Annotated in this window: 23 protein-coding genes; 9 read left to right on the top strand and 14 right to left on the bottom strand. The window is 59.9% G+C overall.

What is annotated here, in order from left to right; genetic code table 11:
• Positions 1 to 71: 71 nt before the first annotated feature.
• Both mqo and ACLH1I_RS10715 read left to right on the top strand, forming a co-directional pair.
• Positions 72 to 1,682, top strand: coding sequence for a malate dehydrogenase (quinone) (gene mqo / locus ACLH1I_RS10720; RefSeq protein WP_231829823.1), 1,611 nt, complete (start codon positions 72 to 74; stop codon positions 1,680 to 1,682).
• A gap of 156 nt (positions 1,683 to 1,838) precedes the next feature.
• Positions 1,839 to 2,765 (top strand): LysR substrate-binding domain-containing protein, encoded by a 927-nt coding sequence (locus tag ACLH1I_RS10715; RefSeq protein WP_064794825.1) that lies wholly within the window; start codon positions 1,839 to 1,841, stop codon positions 2,763 to 2,765.
• Here ACLH1I_RS10715 and mdcH read toward each other — a convergent pair.
• The 9 genes from mdcH to ACLH1I_RS10670 all read right to left on the bottom strand — a co-directional run bounded on the left by mdcH (position 2,755) and on the right by ACLH1I_RS10670 (position 11,070).
• Positions 2,755 to 3,657, bottom strand: a complete 903-nt coding sequence (gene mdcH / locus ACLH1I_RS10710) for a malonate decarboxylase subunit epsilon (RefSeq protein WP_064794826.1) — start codon at positions 3,655 to 3,657, stop codon at positions 2,755 to 2,757. The genes ACLH1I_RS10715 and mdcH overlap by 11 nt on opposite strands.
• Positions 3,657 to 4,274: a malonate decarboxylase holo-ACP synthase gene (locus ACLH1I_RS10705; RefSeq protein ID WP_064794827.1), complete on the bottom strand. Its 618-nt coding sequence runs from the start codon at positions 4,272 to 4,274 to the stop codon at positions 3,657 to 3,659. Before ACLH1I_RS10705 ends, mdcH begins: the two co-directional genes overlap by 1 nt.
• A gap of 3 nt (positions 4,275 to 4,277) precedes the next feature.
• Positions 4,278 to 5,237 carry an AEC family transporter gene (locus ACLH1I_RS10700; RefSeq protein ID WP_064794828.1) on the bottom strand — a complete coding sequence of 320 codons (960 nt, stop codon included), beginning with the start codon at positions 5,235 to 5,237 and terminating at the stop codon, positions 4,278 to 4,280.
• A gap of 136 nt (positions 5,238 to 5,373) precedes the next feature.
• Positions 5,374 to 6,174 carry a biotin-independent malonate decarboxylase subunit gamma gene (gene mdcE / locus ACLH1I_RS10695; RefSeq protein ID WP_032455992.1) on the bottom strand — a complete coding sequence of 267 codons (801 nt, stop codon included), beginning with the start codon at positions 6,172 to 6,174 and terminating at the stop codon, positions 5,374 to 5,376.
• Positions 6,174 to 7,007, bottom strand: coding sequence for a biotin-independent malonate decarboxylase subunit beta (locus ACLH1I_RS10690; RefSeq protein WP_049003718.1), 834 nt, complete (start codon positions 7,005 to 7,007; stop codon positions 6,174 to 6,176). The genes mdcE and ACLH1I_RS10690 overlap by 1 nt, the downstream gene beginning before the upstream one ends.
• Positions 7,000 to 7,299, bottom strand: a complete 300-nt coding sequence (gene mdcC, locus ACLH1I_RS10685) for a malonate decarboxylase acyl carrier protein (RefSeq protein ID WP_017900317.1) — start codon at positions 7,297 to 7,299, stop codon at positions 7,000 to 7,002. The genes ACLH1I_RS10690 and mdcC overlap by 8 nt, the downstream gene beginning before the upstream one ends.
• 17 nt (positions 7,300 to 7,316) lie before the next feature.
• Positions 7,317 to 8,159, bottom strand: coding sequence for a triphosphoribosyl-dephospho-CoA synthase (locus ACLH1I_RS10680; protein WP_023318165.1), 843 nt, complete (start codon positions 8,157 to 8,159; stop codon positions 7,317 to 7,319).
• On the bottom strand, positions 8,159 to 9,814 hold the full coding sequence (gene mdcA, locus ACLH1I_RS10675) for a malonate decarboxylase subunit alpha (protein WP_064794829.1): 1,656 nt from the start codon (positions 9,812 to 9,814) through the stop codon (positions 8,159 to 8,161). Before mdcA ends, ACLH1I_RS10680 begins: the two co-directional genes overlap by 1 nt.
• A 221-nt stretch (positions 9,815 to 10,035) precedes the next feature.
• Entirely contained in the window at positions 10,036 to 11,070 is a 1,035-nt protein-coding gene (locus ACLH1I_RS10670; RefSeq protein WP_004206059.1) for an AI-2E family transporter, read from the bottom strand.
• Positions 11,071 to 11,208: 138 nt separating this feature from the next.
• Between ACLH1I_RS10670 and ACLH1I_RS10665 the strand changes: the two genes are divergently transcribed.
• From ACLH1I_RS10665 to kpnF, 3 genes are all read left to right on the top strand, one after another.
• Entirely contained in the window at positions 11,209 to 11,394 is a 186-nt protein-coding gene (locus ACLH1I_RS10665; RefSeq protein WP_004148297.1) for a hypothetical protein, read from the top strand.
• 118 nt (positions 11,395 to 11,512) lie between these two features.
• Entirely contained in the window at positions 11,513 to 11,875 is a 363-nt protein-coding gene (gene kpnE, locus ACLH1I_RS10660) for a multidrug efflux SMR transporter subunit KpnE (protein ID WP_004206058.1), read from the top strand.
• Positions 11,862 to 12,191 (top strand): multidrug efflux SMR transporter subunit KpnF, encoded by a 330-nt coding sequence (gene kpnF / locus ACLH1I_RS10655; RefSeq protein ID WP_004206057.1) that lies wholly within the window; start codon positions 11,862 to 11,864, stop codon positions 12,189 to 12,191. Before kpnE ends, kpnF begins: the two co-directional genes overlap by 14 nt.
• Positions 12,192 to 12,265: 74 nt before the next feature.
• On the opposite strand, the gene ACLH1I_RS10650 is transcribed toward kpnF, so the two are convergent.
• Positions 12,266 to 12,379, bottom strand: a complete 114-nt coding sequence (locus ACLH1I_RS10650; RefSeq protein WP_224052065.1) for an ArsR family transcriptional regulator — start codon at positions 12,377 to 12,379, stop codon at positions 12,266 to 12,268.
• Here ACLH1I_RS10650 and ACLH1I_RS10645 point away from each other — a divergent pair.
• Positions 12,351 to 14,453 carry a putative bifunctional diguanylate cyclase/phosphodiesterase gene (locus ACLH1I_RS10645; protein WP_228713070.1) on the top strand — a complete coding sequence of 701 codons (2,103 nt, stop codon included), beginning with the start codon at positions 12,351 to 12,353 and terminating at the stop codon, positions 14,451 to 14,453. The two genes, ACLH1I_RS10650 and ACLH1I_RS10645, sit on opposite strands and share 29 nt — an antisense overlap.
• Here the strand turns inward: ACLH1I_RS10645 and ACLH1I_RS10640 are convergent, their stop codons facing one another.
• The 3 genes from ACLH1I_RS10640 to ACLH1I_RS10630 form a co-directional block, all read right to left on the bottom strand.
• Positions 14,454 to 15,266 carry a trypsin-like serine peptidase gene (locus ACLH1I_RS10640; protein WP_004206054.1) on the bottom strand — a complete coding sequence of 271 codons (813 nt, stop codon included), beginning with the start codon at positions 15,264 to 15,266 and terminating at the stop codon, positions 14,454 to 14,456. It abuts the gene before it with no gap.
• Positions 15,267 to 16,206: 940 nt separating this feature from the next.
• Complete coding sequence (asr, locus tag ACLH1I_RS10635; protein ID WP_004206052.1) at positions 16,207 to 16,626, bottom strand: acid resistance repetitive basic protein Asr; 420 nt, start codon at positions 16,624 to 16,626, stop codon at positions 16,207 to 16,209.
• 164 nt (positions 16,627 to 16,790) lie between these two features.
• The gene (locus ACLH1I_RS10630) at positions 16,791 to 18,278 is read right to left on the bottom strand and encodes a carboxypeptidase M32 (protein ID WP_004206051.1); all 1,488 of its coding nucleotides are present in this window, start codon (positions 18,276 to 18,278) and stop codon (positions 16,791 to 16,793) included.
• Between the two features lie 227 nt (positions 18,279 to 18,505).
• Here ACLH1I_RS10630 and ACLH1I_RS10625 point away from each other — a divergent pair, with 227 nt between their 5' ends.
• Positions 18,506 to 18,598: a KPN_01571 family protein gene (locus ACLH1I_RS10625; RefSeq protein WP_004206050.1), complete on the top strand. Its 93-nt coding sequence runs from the start codon at positions 18,506 to 18,508 to the stop codon at positions 18,596 to 18,598.
• Positions 18,599 to 18,628: 30 nt separating this feature from the next.
• On the opposite strand, the gene ACLH1I_RS10620 is transcribed toward ACLH1I_RS10625, so the two are convergent.
• Positions 18,629 to 19,879: an MFS transporter gene (locus ACLH1I_RS10620; RefSeq protein WP_198079753.1), complete on the bottom strand. Its 1,251-nt coding sequence runs from the start codon at positions 19,877 to 19,879 to the stop codon at positions 18,629 to 18,631.
• A gap of 130 nt (positions 19,880 to 20,009) precedes the next feature.
• Between ACLH1I_RS10620 and ACLH1I_RS10615 the strand changes: the two genes are divergently transcribed.
• Both ACLH1I_RS10615 and mlc read left to right on the top strand, forming a co-directional pair.
• Positions 20,010 to 20,912: a LysR family transcriptional regulator gene (locus ACLH1I_RS10615; protein WP_004206047.1), complete on the top strand. Its 903-nt coding sequence runs from the start codon at positions 20,010 to 20,012 to the stop codon at positions 20,910 to 20,912.
• Between the two features lie 124 nt (positions 20,913 to 21,036).
• A complete protein-coding gene (mlc, locus tag ACLH1I_RS10610) occupies positions 21,037 to 22,257 on the top strand; it encodes a sugar metabolism global transcriptional regulator Mlc (RefSeq protein WP_004206046.1) in 1,221 nt (406 codons plus the stop codon).
• The last annotated feature ends 77 nt before the right edge of the window (positions 22,258 to 22,334 follow it).

The following is a 22,334-nucleotide window of genomic DNA, read 5'->3' as shown; positions in this document are numbered from 1 at the left end:
ACCGTGTGCTACGTGATAATTCTATTATGCCTGCAATGAAAAAAACGATTATTTCCTTTACCGCATTAGCGATGTTCGTCAGCGCGGCGACGCATGCTGAAGCGGATACCTCTAAAAAAACCGACTTCCTGCTGATTGGCGGCGGGATCATGAGCGCCTCGCTTGGCACCTGGCTGCAGGCGCTGCAGCCGGACTGGAACCTGACGATGGTGGAGAAACTGGACGGCGTGGCCCTGGAATCCTCCAACGGCTGGAATAATGCCGGTACCGGTCACTCGGCGAATATGGAGCTGAACTATACGCCGGAGCGGGCGGACGGATCGATTGACGTCAGCAAAGCGCTGGATATTAACGAACAGTTCATGATTTCCCGTCAGTTCTGGTCGGCACAGGTGAAGCGCGGTATTTTGCACGACCCGCACTCCTTTATTAATTCCACGCCGCATATGAGTTTCGTCTGGGGCGATAATGTCGACTATCTGCAGAAGCGTTATACCGCGCTGCAGCAGACCACCTTATTCCAGGGGATGAAATTCTCCACCGACCACGCGCAAATTAAACAGTGGGCGCCGCTGGTGATGGAAGGCCGCGATCCGCAGCAGAAAGTGGCTGCCACCTGGACGCCGGTGGGTACCGACGTTAACTATGGCGAAATCACCCGGCAGCTGATCGGCAGCCTGAAGAAAAACAGCCATTTCACCCTGCAAACCTCCTCTGAGGTCACCGATTTCAAACGCAATGCCGATAACTCCTGGCACGTGACCATTAAGAACGTGCAGAGCGGCGAGGCGCAGACCATCGATGCGAAATACGTCTTTATTGGCGCCGGCGGCGGCGCGCTGAAGCTGCTGCAAAAAACCGGTATTCCGGAAGCGGACAACTATGCTGGCTTCCCGGTGGGTGGTTCGTTCCTGATGACCGAGAACCCGGCGGTCACCGCGCAGCACCTCGAGAAAGTGTATGGCCAGGCTTCGGTCGGCGCACCACCGATGTCGGTACCGCACCTTGACGCCCGCTACCTCGATGGCAAGCGCGTGGTGCTGTTTGGGCCTTTCGCCACCTTCTCGACCAAGTTCCTGAAGAACGGTTCCTTCTTCGACCTGTTGAGCACCACTACCACTGACAACGTGCTGCCGATGACCCACGTCGGTCTCGACAACTTCGATCTGGTGAAATATCTCGTCAGCCAGGTGATGCTCAGCGATGATGACCGCTTCGCCGCGCTGAAAGAGTACTACCCTGACGCGCGTAAAGAGGACTGGAAGCTGATCCAGGCCGGCCAGCGCGTGCAGATCATTAAGAAAGACGCAGAGAAGGGCGGCGTGTTGAAACTGGGCACCGAAGTGGTGGTCGATCAGCAGAAAACCATTTCCGCGCTGCTTGGCGCGTCGCCGGGGGCTTCCACCGCTGCGCCGATCACGCTCAATGTGCTCAAGCAGATGTTCCCGACGCAGTTTAACTCGCCGGAGTGGCAGACCCGTATCCACCAGATCGTGCCGAGCTACGGCCAGAAGCTGAACGGCAACGTGGCGCTGACCCAGCAGGTTTGGGATGATACCGCCGCGACCCTGCAGCTGACGAAACCGCCGGTGATCCAGATGCCAGCGGCTGCGCCCACCGCGACCGCGAAGCCGGCTGAGCCTCAGCGCGACGCCTCGCCGCAGCATGATATGGCGCTGTAAAAGCAAACTTGATAGTGAACAAAAGGGAAGACCACGGTCTTCCCTTTTTTGCGTCTATTCCCCGCCTGCGCCGCGCTCTGCCTGCAACTTTGCCGTCATAAACGATATACTGATTTGAATTGAAAAAGAAAAGCAAATCAGGAGTGTGGAAGGGCTATGCAAGACGATATCAACCAGGAGATCACCTTCCGCAAGTTGTCGGTCTTTATGATGTTTATGGCGAAAGGCAATATCGCCAGAACCGCCGAAGCGATGAAGCTCAGCAGCGTCAGCGTCCACCGCGCGCTGCATACGCTGGAAGAGGGGGTGGGCTGCCCGCTGTTTGTTCACAAAGGGCGCAATTTACTGCCGCTGCAGGCGGCATGGACGCTGCTGGAATATTGTCAGGATGTGATGAGTCTGATGAGCCGGGGGCTTGAGGCGACGCGCAAAGTCGCCGGCGTCGGCCAGGGGCGGCTGCGCATCGGCACTCTTTATTCCCTGACCCTGGAAACCGTCCCGCGCATTATCATGGGCATGAAGCTGCGGCGCCCTGAGCTGGAGCTGGATCTGACCATGGGTTCTAACCAGATGCTGCTGGATATGCTGGAAGACGACGCTCTCGACGCTATCCTGATCGCCACCAATGAAGAGGAGTTCAATAATACCGCTTTCGACGTGGTGCCGCTGTTTGAGGACGATATTTTTCTCGCCGCCCCGGCGACGGAGCAGCTGGATGCTTCACAACTCGCCGACCTGCGCGATTACGCCGATCGCAAGTTTGTGTCGCTGGCGGAGGGGTTCGCCACCTATGCCGGATTTCGGGAAGCATTCCATATCGCTGGTTTCGAGCCGGAGATCGTCACCCGGGTGAATGACATCTTTTCGATGATTAGCCTGGTGCAGGCGGGCGTCGGGTTTGCGCTGCTGCCGGGGCGAATGAAGAAAGTCTATGAAAAAGATGTACAGCTGTTAAAGCTGGCGGAACCGTACCAGATGCGCCAGCTGATCTCGATTGTCTATTCACACCATCGCGAGCGCGATGCCGACCTGCTGGCGCTGGCTGCGGAAGGAAGGATGTACGCCCGGAGCCTTATTCGTTAAGCCGCTGCGCCAGATGGCGGGCAACGTCCACGCCGCTGCGTTCCAGCGAAAGGGTCTCCCCGCGCCAGCCCGCCTGGCGGGTCAGGCAGGTGAGCACGCCGCCGGGCGGCATCTCGATTGCCAGCCTCGCGTCGCGTTCATCAGCGGCGATCATCGCCTCCTGCCAGTGGACGGTGCGCGCCATGTTCATCGCCAGATCGTCGGCGATCCGCTGCGGCTCCCACAGCACGCGCGCCGTCGAGCCGCTTAAATAGGCGCACTGCGGGCGCGTTAAGGTCAGGTTGGCAAAGGCTTTTGCCAGCGCGGCGGCGGGTTTATCCAGCAGCGCACAGTGCGATGGCACGCTGACCGCCAGCCGCTGCGCCTTGCTGGCGCCCGCCTGCAGCGCCAGCTGTGCCACTTCGGCCATGGCTTCATCGCGTCCGGCGATAACAATCTGCGTTTCGGCGTTGAGGTTGGCAAGATAGACCTCGTGGCCCTGCATCAGCGCCTCAAGCCGCGGGCGGGTCAGGCCCATAATCGCCGTCAGCCCGTAACCTTCAGGATAGGCCTGCTCCATGAGATCGCCGCGCAGGGCTACCAGCCGCAGCGCGCTGGCGAAATCGAGCGCGCCGGCAATGACCGCTGCGGGAAAGGCGCCGATAGAGAGCCCGCTGACCATCTGCGGATCCACGCCCTGGCGCTGTAGCTCGCGCGCCCAGGCTACCCCGACGATCAGCAGACAGAGCTGGGCCGCACGGGTGTGTTTTAGCGCATCAGCGCTATCGAGGGTCTCGACTTCATCCCCCAGCACGGCGCGCGCCTGGCTGAGGATCGCTTCGCGGTCGGGGATAGCCGCCAGCATGTTGGGACGCTGGGCGCCCTGTCCGGGAAAAGTAAACAAAATCTTCATCATTCCTCCCTGCGCCACGGCGCAGTAGTTAAGCGCGCACCGTGTGACGTTTTCAGCAGCGCCCGCCCATCGCGTAGCCACTCATTGAGGGCGAAGGCGCCGTACGGCGTTTCGACCTGGGTATCGGCGCGGCACGGGAGCTTGGCCACCCGGGACTGCCATTCCAGCAGCGCCTCGCGGGCCAGCGGCTGCGGCGCGCGGATCAGCAGATCCAAATCGCTTGCTGCATGGAGTACCGGGATTTCGGTCGCCAGCGCGTAGCCAGTGCTGCCGGTGACGCCCCAGCGCCAGGGCCAGTCGTCCAGCGTCAGGGCGATAGCCGCCTGCACCGGCGGCTGCGAAACAAAAGGAGAGCCCAGCAGGCGCTCGCGCTCCACCAGCATCTCCGGGGTGACGCTGCGCACGATATTCTGCGCCTGTACCCAGCCAGCGACGCGCTGCTCGCGCTTCATGCCCCGCACCCCAACCGGGATGCGGGCCTGGCCGTCAACGTCGCGCCTCACCACCACCGGCAGCGCGGCTCGCCACTGCTGAACCACCCACGGCTCGGCAATATCTTCCAGGGCGCTGGCGTGGTTTAACCAAACTAAATCGTGGGGACGCGGCGTTGATGACATGGTTTACAGTCCTGAAGTCAAAGAGATAAACAGCGGTAACGACAGGATACACAGAACCGAGCTTAACAACAGCACGGCTTCAGCATCCGGGGACTGCACGCCGAAGCGGTTGCCGAACACCACGCCGAAGAAGCCGGCGGCCAGGGCAATCATCAGGATCGCGGTAATGGCGATAGAACCGTGCAGACCCAGCAGCATCACCAGACCCCAGGCAATAAACGGCTGCACCAGCAGTTTTACGATGGTTGATGTAGCGATCAGCGCATTGAGCTGCAGTTTACGTGCCGACAGGATCACCCCGGTGAGGAACAGCGCGGCGGCGGTGGCGGCCAGGCCCAGCGGTTTGATGGAGGCCAGCAGCAGGTCCGGCATGTAAATGCCGATAGCGGAAAGCACCACCCCGAGCAGCGGGCCCCAGACGATCGGTTTTTTCACTGAACGCCACATCAGCACCGGCAGCATCGCCAGCGTAGAACCGCTGTTTTCACCCGCAGCGCGGGCTTTTTCACGCTCCAGAATCAGCAGGCAGAACGGGGTCATCAGGACCGAACCGCAGGCGATAGAGACCGCCACCGACAGCGAGGTTGACGCGCCTTCACCCAGCACGCTGCCAAGGATCGGCAGGCCCAGCGCGGCGTAGTTCGGCAGCGCGACGGTGAGGGTCAGCACCGCGGCATCCTGCGGGGTGCGTTTGAACACGCTGGTGGCGAGGAAGTAGATCCCGGCGTAGATGATCCACATCGCGCCGGTGAGCACCAGCACCAGCGGCGACTGGGCGACGATACCGGCCCATGGGGTTTGCACCGTGGCGCTGAACAGCGTAGCGGGTAAGGCGAAATCCATTACAAAGATATTGAGCAGGGAGACATTTTTGTTATCTACCATCCCGGCCTTACCGGCCCAGAAACCCAGCAGCATAATGACGAAAATCGGGGCAAGAGCATGAATAATCACATAAGTCATAAATCACCTGTAAATAAAATAGAGTACTGGCGCGATTGTTATTTTTTCTAAAAGCCGTCCCTGCCCGGCGCGGTTATTACGCGCTCCGGGGGACGGCTTCCGGCAGGTTTTCTTCTACTACTTACGTACGAACGTCTTACCAGCTGGCACGCATAAGGTCGCGGACCTGCTGCGAACTGCGGCGGTTTTCCGCACCCAGGCGGCACTTCAGCGAGGGATCCTGGCGCGCGTCAGCGATGGCGTCGCGCAGGGTGTGGCTGACCAGCGCCAGATCGTGGTCGTCAGGCGCGTCCGGATTGCTGATGTCAAGCAGAGCAGAGAGCAGGCCGAGCGTGGCGTAGTTGTTGACGTCATAGGCCATCGGCGGGATGGTTGCCGCCAGTTTCTCCAGCGCCTCTACGCTGCGCAGGGTAATGCGCGCGGCCGATGCTTTCCCCATCGCGTGAACCAGTACGCCGCTGTCGTTAAAGGCTATCAGGCGGTTGGCCTGATAGCCGTGGGCCAGAAACGCCCCGGACATCGCTTTGCCGACAATCAGGCCAATCACCGGGTGGCCGGCCAGACGGGCTTTGGCGTAGGCGCCTGCCGCTCCGGCCAGCGCCTGGTGAATACCAAAGGCTTCTTCGCGACGGCCATAGGCCTGGCTCGGCACATCGATCACGGCGACGATCGGCCGTTTACCAGGCTGGTCGGCGTCAGCGGCGATGGTTTCGTTGACCACTTTCGCCAGCGTCCAGCCTTCCAGCAGGCCGACTTCGCCGCCGGCGGCGCGCGGGTAGTGGTTGTTAGCGTCAGGTACCACGGCGATAAAGCGGACGCTTTCGCCATCAATCTGGCCATCTGCGACCTGCACCGAAGGGCACAGACCACTCATCAGCGGCGCGTCGGGCGCCAGTTTGTTCAGCCACAGCGCGGCGCGGTTTGGGAACTGGCTCATTATTTCTCCTCCCGGGCAAAAAGCTGTTTAATCTGCGCGGTATCCGCCTGCTGGCGGGTGTCGAACTGGCTTAAACGGCGCAGGTAATCGTCATAATTGTCGCTGCGGTGCTGCGCCGGTACGCCTTTGGCGATCGCCTCGTTCATCGCGGTTTTAACGGCGTTAACGCCATCGTTAACCAGCGCGTCGACCAGCCCGCTGGCGGCGCGAATTTCGCCGCCGGTCATGCTCCAGATAAACGGCCGGTTGCGGGAGTCGTACTCTTCAATGCCGGCTTCCTGCTCGATAACCTGTGGGCCGTTGAGACCAAGACGGGCTTCACGGGTGACGATAAGATAGCTGCACAGCGCCGCGGCGATGGACATACCGCCGAAGCAGCCGACGGTGCCAGCGATGATGCCGACCACCGGGGTGTAGCGGCGCAGGTCGACAATCGCGGCATGAATATCGGCGATGGCGGCCAGACCGAGGTTGGCCTCCTGCAGACGTACGCCGCCGGTTTCGAGGCACAGCACCGCCTGGGTCGGGATACCGTTGCGGTTATCTTCCGCCGCCAGCTCCAGCGCGGCGGCCATTTTGGCGCCGGAGACTTCGCCCATACTGCCGCCCTGGAAGGTGCCTTCGATGGCAATCACCACCGCCGGCTGGCCGTTGATCGTGCCTTTGGCGACCACCATACCGTCGTCGGACTGCGGGACGATGCCCTGCGCGCCGAGCCACGGCGACATAATGCCGTCAAACGGATCCAGCAGTTCGCGGTAACTGCCGTCGTCCAGCAGGGCGTGGGCGCGTTCGCGAGCGCGCAGTTCGATAAAGCTGCGATCGTTACGCATGAGCGGCCTCCTCAAAGACTTGTTCAATACGAATACGGGCGACGCCCGGCGTGGCGCCGAAGTCGTGAATAACCAACTGTCCGGCGGGCAGGCCGTTGATCAGGTTCAGCCGGTCGAACAGCGCCTGCCAGCGCGCCTGGCTGTTATCCACCGAGGTGGTAATTTGCACGCGGAGCGTATCGCTCCCGGCGGCGGTATAGAGCACCTCCATATCGCCTGAACCTACAACCCCTGCCAACGCTCTGCCGCTGAGGGCGCGGCTGGCAGGAAATGACAATGTAATCTGTTCCATAACATCCTCTGAATGCGTTAGCCGGCAACCCGGTCGAGAAACAGGGTGGCGGCAAGGAGATCGGCGGCGCCGCCCGGCGAGGCGTTGTGCGCCAGCATCTGCGCGTCAAGCCGCGCCAGGGCGGCGCGTCCGGCGACGCTGGCGCAACCGCCGGCCGCCAGCACCTCGCGGGCGCCCTGCTGCATGGTCTGCAGGCCGCTCATGCCGGCGCGCGACAGCACGCAGGTATCGCTCAGCGAGGTCATGATGGCCATCAGCGCGTCAAGTCGCGCCTGCGGCTCGCTGGCGCCCCGGGCGCGGCTTTGCTGTAACTGCGGCAGCGCCAGGGCGGTGATATGCGGGAAACCGCGCTGCGCCTCTTCGCGCGCGCCAGGCACCTGCCAGCGGCGGCTGGCGCGCAGCCCTTTACTGAAGCTTTTCGGCGCCAGGCTGTCGGGCAGGCGGGCGAGGGCGGCGGCGGTGTCGGCGATCGTCTGTGATTGACCCTCTCCACCCAACATCGCCACCGCGCTGACCAGCAGCCCCAGCGCCCAGATGGCGCCGCGGTGGGTATTGACCCCGCCGGTGGCCTGCATCATCTGCGCTTCGCCTTCGCGACCGAGGCGGCCGACGGTTTCGCGCAGCGCGATATCCGCCGGGCGGCGCCAGCTTTGCTGGGCCAGCGCATGGAAGGTCGGCTGCAGGCTGCGGGCGGAGCGTTCCATCAGCGCCAGCGTGAGGTCCTGATGCGCGCCGCTGCCGCGGCTGTCGACCAGACCCGGTTTCGGGCTCAGACGGGCTTCGTCAATCAGGCAGGCGCTGGCGGTGTCCGCCAGCCAGCTGACGCGACTTTCGGCGTGCAGGGGAGAGAGAATTTTCATTACCAGCTCCGGAATTTTGCCGGTGGGTTGTACAGTCCGTCGGACCATTCCACCAGGTCGGCGACGCTGCCGGCGGCCAGCAGTGAACGGGTTGCCTCGCTGCGGCGAATACCCAGATCTTCCGGGTAGACCACTTTGCCGCTCTGACGCAGGGCAGCCACGCGTTTTGCGTCCACCCCGAGGCCAATGTCGGTGATCCCGGCCACTGCGGCGACCATCGCCCGGCGCTCTTCCAGGCTTTCCGCACGATACAGATAGGCGATACCCTCTTCGGTCAGCACGTGGGTGACGTCATCGCCGTAAATCATCACCGGCGCCAGCGGCATGCCGGAGGTTTTAGCGACGTCGACCGCGTCGAGGGTCTCAACGAAGGTCGGTTTCACGCCGGCCTGGAAGGTTTCGACCATCTGCACCACCAGTTTTTTACCGCGCTGCATTGGGTCCGGCTCGGTGATCATATTGAGCCAGGCAGGGGTAGCGTGGCGGCGGCCGTGCGGATCGTGGCCCATGTTCGGCGCGCCGCCGAAGCCGGAAAGGCGGCCGCGAGTTACCGTGGATGAGTTGGCGTAACCATCAACTTGCAGGGTTGAACCGATAAACATATCCACCGCGTACTGACCCGCCAGCTGGCAGAAGGCGCGGTTGGAACGCATGGAGCCGTCCGGGCCGGTAAAGAAGATATCCGGGCGGGCGCGGATGTACTCTTCCATCCCCAGCTCGCCGCCGAAGCAGTGCACGCTCTCCACCCAGCCGCTCTCGATCGCCGGGATCAGGGTCGGATGCGGGTTCAGGGTCCAGTGTTTACAGATTTTGCCTTTCAGGCCGAGCTGTTCGCCGTAGGTCGGTAGCAGCAGTTCGATGGCGGCGGTATTGAAGCCGATCCCGTGATTGAGGGACTGCACCTGATGCTCTGCGTAGATGCCCTTGATCGCCATCATCGCCATCAGAATGTGTTCTTGCTTAATCAGGCGCGGGTCGCGGGTGAACAGTGGTTCAATAAAGAACGGCTTGTCGGCGACCACCACGTAATCAATCCACGAGCCGGGAATATCGACGCGGGGCAGATCGCACTCGTCGTCCACCAGTTCGTTGACCTGAGCGATAACAATGCCGTCGTGGAAGGCGGCGGCCTCCACCAGCGCCGGGGTATCTTCGGTACTCGGCCCGGTATAGAGGTTACCTTTGCGGTCGGCTTTGTAGCCGGCGATCAGCGCGACGTTAGGCGACAGATCGACGTACAGGCGGGAGTAGAGTTCGATATAGGTATGAATGGCGCCGATTTCCAGCAGCCCATCTTCCAGCAGCTGCGAAATGCGCAGGCTTTGGGTACCGGAGAAGGAGAAATCGAGCTTACGGGCGATGCCTTTTTCAAACAGCTCAAGGTGCTCGCTGCGCCCGACGCTGGGCATGATCATATGCAGATCGTGGATTTTCTGCGGATTGACTTCCGCCAGCATGCGGGAGAGAAAATCGGCCTGCTTCTGGTTGTTGCCTTCCAGCACCACCCGGTCGCCGGGGGCGAGCAGGTTTTCCAGTACGCTGACCAGCTGGTCAGTGGGGATGACTTTGCCCGGGATGTTGGCCTCGGCCAGCCGCCGTTGCTTTTCCGTCCGGCGACGGTTCCAGACCCGCCCCGTCGTTTGTTCGGCATTCATTATTAACCTCCTGATTCGACAAATCGTTTTGTTTGTCCTGGTGGAGGGTAGTGTGCGACGCGGGGCGCGGAGCATCAATTAAGCACGGCGGCCAATCGTTAGCCTGAGAGTAACAATGGTGAGTGGCCCTTTGTGATGAGGATCAATAATACAAAAGGCGTAGTGGTCTACTGCAGGTGACAAGGAGAGGAGGGCCGGTCAGCCACCGGCCCGGGGAAGGGTTACTGTTTGCTCACATCACTTAATAAGAAGGCGATGCTCTGCCCGCCGCTGGTCTGCTCAAGGGCAATTTTGACGATAATCGTCAACGGCACCGACAGGAGCATACCGACCGGACCCAGCAGCCAGCCCCAGAAGATCAATGACAGGAACACCACCAGGGTGGAGAGCCCCAGGCCGCGCCCCATGATCCGCGGTTCGAGAATATTGCCGAACACCAGGTTAACGATCAGATAGCCGGCCAGCACCACCAGCGCCTCGTACAGGCCGCCGAACACCAGCACCTGCAGGATCGGCGGGATGGCCGCCAGTACGGAACCGATATTGGGAATATAGTTCAGCGCGAAGGCCAGTAGCCCCCACATAAAGGCGAAGCGCACGTCCAGCAGAACCAGCATCCCCCAGACCACCAGCCCGGTGACCAGGCTAATCGCGGTCTTCAGCACCAGATAATGCGACACGCTGTCGATAGCGCGCTGGATAGCCCCCATGCCTTCTACCGGGCGGGACATCAGCTGCTGGAGTTTAGCGGGGAGCTGCGGCACCTCCAGCAGCATAAACACCACCGTCAGCAGCAGCAGAAAAATCGAGGACATGGCGTTCGACAGCTGAGTGAGCAGACTGGTGACCAGGGTCATCACGGCGTTGGGGTCGATGTATTTGTTAAGCTCCACCACCGAGACGGTAAAACCCAGGCGCTGCAGCCAGGGGGCGATGGTTTGCATCGGTTCGTAGAGATAGTTGCGGTACTGCGGCAGGGTGCGCGCCAGCTCGTTAAGCGAGGTCCCCAGCGAGGCCAGCAGCACAACGGCTAACATCACGATAAGGCCAATCAGCAGTGAGATCGCCAGCACGCGCGGTACCCGGCAGCGGACCAGCAGCTGCACCAGCGGATTAAGGATCACCGCCAGAAAAAGCGCGAGAATAAACGGGACAATAATGTCTGCCGCAAAGCGAATGCCGGTCAGGATGATCACCAGCATGCCCAGCATGATGACCATCTTTAGTCCGTTAAGTGTAATAATAGGTTTAGCCATAGGATCCCGTCCTCAATCTTCCTTGCCTGTTAACAGGTTGCGTTACATTAGCATAATGACGTTTTTTTTCAGAAAAAACGCATTGCTGCAAAACCGCGGCGTAAAGAATTGCAAAGTCTTTGAATTAAATGTAGCACTATGCTACAAATCTACCTGTGTTTAACTACTGAGGACAATTTCCATCCGCACCGGACGAGAAGCAACACCGCGGATAATTGTAATTTTATGGACAATCAGTTCAGGATGTATATTTTAAATCACCCCGCAGTATCCCTCACTTTTTCCCGTTTTGCCGGCGAACAGCACTGGCATTCGGCGCTATAGTCACCTTCTTTCTGCCTGAGCTGGCGCCAAGCGCACAGCGAAATCTACGTCAGAAATTTTCCGGTTTACGCGTCGCGTAAACGGTAATGGATTATATTCTCAAGCAGGAGAAGGGATCATGTTTTATTGGATTTTATTAGCTTTAGCTATTGTTGCTGAAATTACCGGCACGTTGTCGATGAAATGGGCAAGCATCAGCGGTGGGCATACCGGCTATATTTTAATGCTGGCCATGATAGCTCTGTCATATATTTTTCTCGCCTTTGCAGTTAAAAAAATTGCCCTCGGCGTGGCTTACGCGTTATGGGAAGGGATTGGCATTTTGCTGATCACCCTGTTCAGCGTTCTGTTATTTGATGAAAGCTTGTCGCTGCTGAAAATAGCCGGTCTGACCACACTGGTGGTGGGGATCGTCCTGATTAAGTCCGGCACCCAGAAAAAAGCGTCGTCGAAGCAGGAGGTGGCTCATGCAGCAGTTTGAGTGGATCCACGCCGCCTGGTTGGCTATCGCCATTGTTCTGGAGATTATTGCCAACGTCTTTTTGAAGTTTTCCGACGGTTTCCGCCGCAAGGTCTATGGCATCCTGTCGCTGGCGGCGGTGCTGGGCGCATTCAGCGCCCTGTCGCAGGCGGTAAAAGGCATCGATCTGTCGGTTGCCTATGCGCTGTGGGGCGGCTTCGGTATCGCGGCGACCATCGCCGCCGGCTGGGTGCTGTTTGGCCAGCGCCTGAATAACAAAGGCTGGGCGGGAGTCATCCTGTTGGTTGCCGGCATGGTGTTAATTAAACTCGCCTGACGTCGCGCCGCCTGCAAAGCCAGGCGGCAAAACGGGTCCGCTGTAGTATGCTTACCTCAAGACCGGCCCCGCAGTTATTGTGCCCGGTGACGATGAGGACTGCGCATGTTCACAGCTTTCGGCTGGCGGAAAATTCCTTCCGCCAGGACGTTGTCAATAATGATTTTTCTCGCCGGGCTCGGCCTCACCGCGTCGGTGATCTCCCTGCTTTACCTGTCGCAACACCTCATTGCCAGCAAATCCAATGAAATTGACCAGCAGCGTTCGGTCCTGTCGGTGGAAGGGGCGGTGCAGACATCGGTCAACCGGGTGCTGTCCCTGGTGCTGGACAATGCTATCTGGGACGATGCGGTGACCCAGACTTACGCCCCCAGACTGGATCAAAAATGGCTGTACGACACCTGGGGATCGGGCTTCAAAATCAATAACCTGTACGACGGCACCTTTGTCCTTGATGAACATTATCACATTTTGTGGGGCGCCTTTCAGAGTCAGGTGATGCCCCGGACAGACCTTTCATTTCTCGGCGCCGGGCTGACCAGCCTGATCCGTTATCATGCAAAGGCTCTGCGCGAGGGCAAAAACGCCTTCGCCGGCATCACGCGCACCGAGGCAGGGATCGCTTTCGTCGGCATCGGCCTGATCCGGCCAACGACCGGCCGGCTGCAGGTGGCTGACGATACCCGGCGCTATCTGGTCATTACCCGGCACATCAGTCCTCAGCTGCTGCAGCGTTTAGGCGACACCTTCCAGATAAGTCATCTCCATCTCAGCGACAGCCCCGGGGAACACCGTATTCCGCTGCGCACGCAGGGAGGCGAGGTGCTGGGCTATCTGGCGTGGCAGCCGCGTCTGCCCGGCGCCGAAGCGGCCCTGGCCTCATCAGGCAGTATGCGGCTGATCGCCGGGGTGGCCGCCAGCCTGATCCTGCTGTTTATTCTGTTCAGCAGCCTCGGCATGTATAAGCTGGCCCGCGGCGAACGTCAGGCGCGGGAGATCGCCCTGATTGACTGGCTCAGCCGGCTGCCCAACCGACGAGCGCTGCTGCTGCGGTTAAGCCAGGTGTGCGACACGAGTAAGCACGACATGCAGTGCGTGGTGTTTATCGATCTGGACGGATTTAAAGATGTGAATGATAACTATGGCCACGATGTGGGCGACGCCCTGATCCGCCATATCGCCAGCGCGCTGCAAAAACGGGTGCCGGCGGAGGCCATGCTGGCAAGAATGGGCGGGGATGAATTCGCCATGGCGGTGAGCGGCGAACAAGCGATCGACCGGGCGGCGGCGTTCGCCTGGGCGGCGCTGGAGCTGCTGAAAGCGCCGGTGGCACTGAGCAAACGCAAAATTTATATCGGCGCCAGCATCGGCATCGCCAGCGGAACCCCGGCGGAATGCTCCAGTACCGAACTGTTTCGCCGGGCGGATATCGCCATGTACCACGCCAAGAAGAGCGGCAAGGGGCAGACGGCCTGGTATGACGATGCGCTGGATGCCGTGCGACGTCATCAGCTGATGATCGAGAATGGCATCCGTCAGGGGCTGGAGCAGGATGAATTTGAGGTCTGGTATCAGCCGGTAGTCGATGCCGATACCCTGACGATGACCGGTGTTGAAGCGCTGCTGCGCTGGCCGCGTCGCCCGCAGGGTGCGCTGGCGCCGGATGCATTTATCGCCATTGCCGAGAGCAGCGGCCTGATTGACACCCTCGGCCAGTTCGTTCTGCAACGTGCCTGCAGCGACCTGCAGCCGGTGAGCGATCTGCTGCTGTCGGTGAACATCTCCCCGGCGCAATTTCGCGATCCGGCCTTTGAAAGCCGGGTGATGGAGACGGTCGCTGCCTGCCGCTTTCCGCCGTCGCGCCTGCAAGTGGAGGTGACGGAGAGTTATGTGCTGGAAAATCCGGAACGTTCGCAGGCGGTAGTGGAGAATCTAAAGGCCCAGGGCATCGCCGTGGCGCTGGACGATTTTGGCACCGGTTATTCGAGCATCGGCTATTTACGCCGCTTTCGTTTTGACAGCCTGAAGATTGACAAATCCCTCGCCGGGCGGGTGGACTGTGATGCGCAGGCGGCGGAGATGGTGCGCGGCACGGTGCGCATCGCCCGCGCGCTGGGGATGACGGTCGTGGCTGAGGGGGTTGAAGATCCGCAACAGCTGGCGCTGCTGCGGCGGGCCGGTTGCGACCGGCTACAGGGCTTTTACTTCAGTAAACCGATGCCGATCGCCGACCTGCTGCAGCGGCGCCAGCAGCAGGGGTAATTACTCTCCGGCCAGCGCCTCCAGCTTATCGCGAAAGCCGGTCACCGCGATGGCGCGGTTGTCCGCTCGCCAGCGATCCTGCGGGCCGGGAGCCGAACTTTGCACGGCGATCACTTGCCAGCCGTCCGCGGTTTTCAGCAGCAGCGGCGAGCCGCTGTCGCCGGGCAGGGTGTCACACTGGTGCGACAGGACGCTGTTTTGCGCCCAGCCGGTGACGATGCAGTCCTGGTGGCTATAAAGATTATCCAGATGATCTTCAGGATAACCTGACTGGGTCACTTTCCGGTCCGCCGCCTTCAGCGCCGCGGTTAAATCGGCCTTACTGCCGGGGAAGAGCGGGATCGGCGTGATGCCTGAGGGAGCATAGCGCAGCACGATCAGGCCAAAATCCGAGGGCGCCGCGGCGGAGGGAACGATCCAGCCGTCGCCGTCGGCTTTCAGGCGCTTGCCTAAGCCGGGATCCACTCGTCCGTCAATGCCGTGGATCTCATACACCCAGTTCCCCTTGCGGGAAATAAAGCGCAGAGCGACCGCTTTATCCGGCTTGCCGCGCGGGGGTGTTAACAGGCAGTGGCCCGCGGTCAGCGCCAGGTTGGGGGAGATGAGCGTCGCCGTGCACAGATTGCCGCTGGCGGTCTCCAGCTGGCCAATCGCGTCCCACGGGCTCTCCTCCGGACGGCTCACCGCTTTACGGTCATCGTGACCGAAAAACAACGTCTTAATATCTTTGGCGCTCAGTCCGTTATCATCGGCATGTGCGCCCAGAGGTAACAGATAAAATGAACACAGTAATAACAGAACGTTTCTACGCATATCACTCTCTGGGGAGGCTATGATGTCTATTGACAGTAGCAGGAGATTTAAGTTTATGAAAGTAAACAATAATTCTTATCAGGCCAAACGGCATGTCTCATCTGCGCTCGGCGGGCCCTGGCGCGGGTAAAACCGTCTGATTTCAATCGGTTAATACCAGTAACCTTCTGCTGCTATTTCCGCAGAAAGCGCGGTCTGGCGCAAGAACATTCGTGTATCAGAACGTACTGAAATTGGCGAATAATGCAGCAACACTTCTTTAAGGTTATTCCTGGTTTGTCAGCGGAATGCGCAAAAATAATACGTTTACCCGCCAGAACTTCACCAGAATTCGCACTTCTTTACGCCTCACGTAATAATTTTCAATGCGAAACATTTTCTCACCGAAAACATTGTTACCGTCACCCCGCCGTTGAGTAAATAGAGAGGTAATACCGGCGATGATAGCCTGAATTCTATTTCCCCGGCGTTCGGAGGGTATATGTCTAAAAAAGGTATTCGCGCACTGGTCTATGTTTCCCTGGTCTCCGTGGCCATCTGGGGCGCAACCGGCTATCTGGTGATGGAAGCGGTACGTGCTTTGTGATGAGTCTGGCCGCCGCGTGGGGGCCAGGCGCGCGATGGTTTCTTGCTAACGTGTCTGGCGTCTTCGGGCGCCGGGCATTATTTGCGCCGCTGGCAGCGGCAGGGTACAGAGAGTGGTAAGAGGCAGGCAATAATATTTGCGCGACATTCACCTTCCGGGAAGTCTGCGCCAGGCGGCAAAACGGGAGAGGGGGCGAAACAATTAATAGAGGAAAAAGCGGGTCGCAACCACTGCGCAAATGATTAACAGGATCAGGATGAGCTCAAAACGATAGCGCCGCAGCATAGTGCTCTCCAGAAAAAACGGCGCTGAAACAGCGCCGATTATTTAAGAAGGTTGGTTCACCGGGAGGAATTATGCTGCCGGCTGTGCAGCAGGTTTAGCGGCCTGGTGTTTGGTGGTTTTGTGGTGTTTTTTCGCTGCCTGGGCTTTCTGGGCTACCGGTTTAGCGGCAGCTTTGTGGTGCTTTTTAGCGGCCTGGGCTTTCTGCGGAGCGGCTGGTTTAGCTTCTGCTTTTTTGTGTTTTTTAGCGGCCTGGGCTTTCTGGGCAGCGGCTGGTTTCGCTTCAGCTTTCTTGTGTTTTTTGGCAGCCTGAGCTTTCTGCTCTGCAGCTGGTTTTGCTGCGGCTTTATGGTGTTTTTTATGATGGGTGGTCTTGGCAGCAGTGCTGTGGGTAGCAGCAGGCGCCTGAGTGGTGCTTACTGCGTCAGCAGCGAAAGCGGCGGAAGAGAGACCCATAGCAGCGGCAACGACCAGAGCTAATACTTTTTTCATTCTGATATCCTCGAAAAGTTTTCTTAATTTCAACCCCACTGCGGGGCCGGTGAAATTACTATATGCTTGTCTTTTCGGGCTTTCCGTGAGTGTTTGGTATCGGCGTGTAACCGAATGTACAAGGCGGGGAGCGAAGGACGCGCCGGGCAGCCCGGCGCGGACGATTACAGATAGCGGGCGGTAAGGTGGTCGCGGAAGTAGCGGCTGTTAAGATCCTCTCCGGTGGCCTGCTGGATCAGCTGCGAGGTGGTGAAGCGGCTGCCATGCTGCCAGATATTCTGCCGCAGCCAGTCAAACAGGGCGCTGAAATCCCCTTCCGCGATATCGCGGTCTAACGTCGGCAGCGCGCGGCGGGCGGCGGCCATCAGCTGCGCGGCGTACATCGCCCCCAGCGTATAGGAAGGGAAGTAGCCGAAGCCGCCGTCGGTCCAGTGAATATCCTGCATACAGCCGTCCCGGTAGTTGCCGGTGGTCGACAGTCCCAGCCAGTGCTGCATTTTCTCATCCCACAGCGACGGAATATCTTCCACCTCGATCTCGCCGTCGATCAGCGCGCGTTCAATTTCATAACGCAGGATCACATGCGCCGGGTAGCTGACCTCATCGGCATCAACGCGAATAAAGCCTGGTTTCACCCGCTGGTTCCAGGCGACAAAATTCTCCTCGCTAAAGGCCGGCCGATCGCCAAAGCGTTCGCGCACCGCCGGCAACAGGCGGTGGAGGAAGCGCTCGCTGCGTCCCAGCTGCATTTCAAAGAACAGGCTTTGCGATTCATGGATAGCGGTAGAGCGGGCCAGTCCTACCGGCTGGTCGACCCACGGGCGAGGCAGATTCTGCTCATAGCGGGCGTGGCCGGTCTCGTGGATCACGCCGAACAGGGCGCTGAGCAGGTCGTTTTCGTTGTAGCGGGTGGTGATGCGCACATCCTGAGGGACGCCGCCACAGAACGGGTGGGCGCTGATGTCCAGACGCCCGCCGTCAAAGTCAAAGCCGAGGATGCGCATCGCCTGCAGGCCCAGCTCGCGTTGCTCAGGGATCGGGAACGGCCCCTGAGGGGCGATCAAAGTTCGCGTCGCCTGCTTGTCGACCGCTTGCCGCAGCAGGGATGGCAGCCAGGACTTGAGGTCGGCAAACAGGCTGTCCAGCCGGGCGCTGGTCATATCCGGTTCGAAAATATCAAGCAGCGCGTCATAGCGTGAGCCGCCCCGGGCGTCGGCGCGGATCTGCGCTTCCTCGCGGCTCAGCCTGACCACCTCACGCAGATTTTCGGCAAAGCCAGCCCAGTCGTTAGCCGGCCGCTGGCTGCGCCAGGCATGTTCGCAACGGCTACCGGCCAGTGATTTGGCCTCCACCAGGCTTTCCGGCAGCAGCGCCGCCTGATCGTACTGACGCTGCATTTCCCGCAGGTTGGCCTGTTCGAGGTCGTTGAGATCCTGCTGGCGGGCCGCCTGCAGCCATTGGCCCACTTTTTTATCGGTCAGGATCTGATGCTGTAGCACGCCGAGTTCCGCCAGCGCTTCGCTGCGGGCGGCGCTACCGCCCGGAGGCATCATGGCGAACATATCCCAGCCGGCGATGGCGGAGAGATGCGAAAAGCGCGACAGGCGCTGAAAGGTGCGGGTAAGCTGCTGATAAGGCGTATTTTCAGTCATAGTAGCGTTCGGTCCGTGACAGGTGAATGAACAGATTATCGGTATGCCTCTACACTATCCTGATACGCCTGGCGGGTCGAGCGTTGCGCGCAGGAGGCGTGGTATAGCATCAGCCGGGAGATAGCAGGAAAAAAAGCGTGGCTCTGTGAGCGGTATTGCAGAAATCGGCAACGTATCGTGACTAAACTGTGATCGATTACACAGGTCTGGAGGTTCGGGGGTGGTTTATGAATCCGTTCACCTGGCTGTTTATTGCCTTACTGTCCGTTGATGCCGTCAGAGAGCTGATGGGCTTGTCATCTATCATGGGCATGTGGTGAAACGTGGCCCGCAGGCCACGTCACGGGCGATTATTTTAGTCGGCGATACAAGCAAGTGCCGGTCACCAGCGCGGCAAGGAGCAGCAGCGCGATAAATCCGCCGACGCCGTTCCAGCCGTAGCGGTGCCAGAACACCCCGCCTAACGTCCCCGCCAGGCTTGAGCCAAGATAATAGCTGAACAGATATAGCGATGACGCCTGACCGCGGGCGCGGCGCGCGCGTGGGCCAATCCAGCTGCTGGCGACGGAATGCGCGGCGAAGAAGCCGGCGGAGAACAGCAGCATGCCGATGAAAATCAGCCACAGGGAAGAAAAGAGCGTCATCAGCAGGCCGCAAAGCATCACGCCGGTAAAGCCGAGCATCACCGGACCGCGGCCATAGCGTACGGTCATGGCGCCCGCTTTCGGCGAGCTCCAGGTTCCGGTGAGATACGCCACCGACAGCAGACCCACCACCGCCTGGCTTAACGACCACGGCGACATCATCAGACGGTAGCCAATGTAGTTAAACAGAGTGACAAAGGCCCCCATCAGCAGGAAACCTTCGACGAACAGCTGCGGCAGGCCGCGATCGCGCCAGTGCAGGCGGAAATTAATCAGCAGCGTTTTTGGCCGCAGCGAGGTCGGGCGGAAATGGCGCGACTCGGGCAGGATACGCCAGAACATAATCGCCGCTGCCAGAGCGAACCCGCTGATCACCGCCAGCGCCACGCGCCAGCCGAAGAAATCGGTAAAGACCCCGGTGAGCAAGCGGCCGCTCATGCCGCCGATGGAGTTGCCGCTGATATAGAGTCCCATGGAGAAGGCCACGAAGCTGGGGTGGATCTCCTCGCTCAGGTAGGTCATGCCGACCGCCGCCACGCCGCTCAACGACAGGCCGATCAGGGCGCGCATAATCAGGATGCCGTGCCAGCTGGTCATCATGGTCGACAACAGCGAGCAGCAGGCGGCCAGCAGCAAGGCGGTGACCATCACCGGCTTGCGGCCAATGGCGTCCGATAGTGGGCCGGTAAACAGCAGGCCCACCGCCAGCATCGCTGTGGAAATGGAGAGAGAGATACTGCTGCTGGCCGGCGATACGCCGAACTCGTTCGACAGCACCGGCAGGATCGGCTGCACGCAGTAGAGCAGGGCAAAGGTGGCCAGACCGGCGGAGAACAGCGCGAGAGTGACGCGCATAAACTGCGGGGTGCCGCGCTTAATAAATTGATCCGGGCGGGATGCACCAGCGACGCTGACCTCGTCCGCCGGCACGGTGTCAACGGTTGTTGTACGACTCACAGAGAATTCCTTGGATAGAAGTTGCTGCTTACCAACAGAGTGTTGTGACCATTCAGCTCACATTTTTAGGGTATGAAAATGTAAATATTCTGTCTAATATATTAATAATCTCAAATAAGAGGTTTTAAATATGAATATCGAGTTGCGTCATCTGCGCTACTTTGTCGCCGTCGCCGAGGAGCTGCATTTTGGCCGCGCCGCGGCGCGACTGAACATCTCTCAACCGCCGTTAAGCCAGCAAATTCAGATCCTCGAGCAGCAGACCGGCGCCCGCCTGTTCGCCCGCACCAACCGCAGCGTCAGCCTGACGGCGGCGGGCAAACAGTTTCTCGCCGACAGCCGACAAATTCTCGCCCAGGTGGAGGACGCCGCCGCCCGCGCCGCCCGCCTGCACCATGGGGAAACGGGCGAACTGCGTATCGGCTTTACCTCCTCGGCCCCTTTCATCAAGGCGGTATCCGATACGCTGTCGCTGTTTCGTCAGCGCTACCCGGATGTGCATATTCTCACCCGCGAGACCAATACCCGCGAACAGATTGTCCCGCTGAGCGAGGGGGCCCTCGACCTTGGCCTGTTGCGCAATACCCAACTGCCGGACACCCTGGCGTGGCAGCGGGTCCTGCGTGAGCCGCTGCTGGCGATGGTCCCGGCGGACCATCCGCTGGCCCGCCTGCCCTCGGTCAGCCTGGCGGCGCTGGCGCGGGAGCCGTTCGTCTTTTTCGACCCGCATGTCGGTACCGGCCTGTATGACGATATCCTTGGCCTGCTGCGCCGCTACGGCCATACGCCGGTGATTGCCCAGGAGGTGGGGGAGGCGATGACCATTATTGGCCTGGTGGCCGCCGGACTGGGGGTGTCGATCCTGCCGGCCTCCTTTCAGCGCGTGCAGCTCAGCGAAATGCGCTGGCTGCCGATCGACGAACAGGATGCGGTGTCAGAGATGTGGCTGGTGTGGTCGAAACACCATGAGCAGGGAGCGCTGGCAAAACGCTTTCGTGACACGCTGCTGGCCTGGAAAAGCGAGCGCAATTGAAGCAAAAATGGGCTGGAAATGTGCGGTAAATCACAAGGCTAAGCAAAAATTTGACGTTCACCATCGAAGTGCTTCACCATAGCCGAAAGTTTATTTCGAAGCGCGAAAATAAAGGGAGTCAATGGTGGTAGCGGATAGTCAACCAGGCCATATCGATCAAATCAAGCAGACCAATGCGGGCGCCGTCTATCGCCTGATTGATCAGCTCGGCCCGGTATCGCGTATCGACCTCTCCCGATTTGCGCAACTGGCGCCCGCCAGCATCACCAAAATTGTCCGCGAAATGCTGGAAGCGCACCTGGTGCAGGAGACCGAAATTCAGGAGCCCGGCAGCCGCGGGCGGCCGGCGGTGGGGCTGATGGTGGAAACCGAGGCATGGCACTATCTGGCGGTGCGCATCAGCCGCGGCGAGATCCACCTTTCGCTGCGTGATTTAAGCAGCCAGCTGGTGGTGGAGGAGCAGCTGGAGCTGGCGCTTGCCGACAGCACGCCGTTTCTGACGCGGATTATCGACCATATCGATCGCTTCTTTATTCGCCACCAGAAGAAGCTGGAACGTCTCACCTCCATCGCCATCACGATGCCGGGTATCATTGATACTGAAAACGGCATTATTCATCGCATGCCGTTTTATGAAGAAGTCAAAGACGTCCCGTTGGGCGAAACGCTGGCCAACCATACCGGGGTGCCGGTCTATATTCAGCATGACATCAGCGCCTGGACCATGGCGGAATCGCTGTTTGGCGCCTCGCGCGGCGCCCGGGACGTCATTCAGGTAGTGATCGATCACAACGTCGGCGCCGGGGTTATCACCGATGGACGTCTGCTGCACGCTGGCAGCAGCAGTCTCGTGGAGATCGGTCATACCCAGGTCGACCCCTACGGCAAACGCTGCTACTGCGGCAACCATGGCTGTCTGGAAACGATCGCCAGCGTGGAGAGCGTGCTGGAGCTGGCGCAGATGCGGATGGCGCAGTCGATGAGCTCGCTACTGCATCAGCGTCCGCTGAGCGTGGAGTGGCTATGTCAGGCGGCGCTGCAGGGCGATCTGCTGGCCCGGGACATTATCAGCGGCGTCGGTAATCACGTCGGCCGCATTCTGGCGATCATGGTCAATCTGTTTAACCCGCAGAAAATCCTGATTGGCTCGCCGTTTAACCTGGCGGCAGACATTCTTTTTCCGGCAATTTCCAGCTGCATTCGGCAACAATCACTCCCGGCCTACAGCCAGCATATCGCGGTTGAAAGCACCCAGTTCTCCAACCGCGGAACGATGGCTGGCGCGGCGTTGGTCAAGGATGCGCTCTATAACGGATCCTTACTCATACGACTGTTACAGGGTTAACATTTTTTCATAGTCACACCAAAAATTGCGCTATCTCAAGCTGACCCCCAGCGGCTTCACGTAGACTTTGCCCACTG

Origin of the sequence: Klebsiella sp. 1SOBk10mer, from assembly GCF_046602535.1 — a bacterium.
GTDB classification, from domain to species: domain Bacteria; phylum Pseudomonadota; class Gammaproteobacteria; order Enterobacterales; family Enterobacteriaceae; genus Klebsiella; species Klebsiella quasipneumoniae.
Note: the sequence above shows the minus strand (reverse complement) of the source record. Positions and strands in the feature narration are given on the sequence as shown.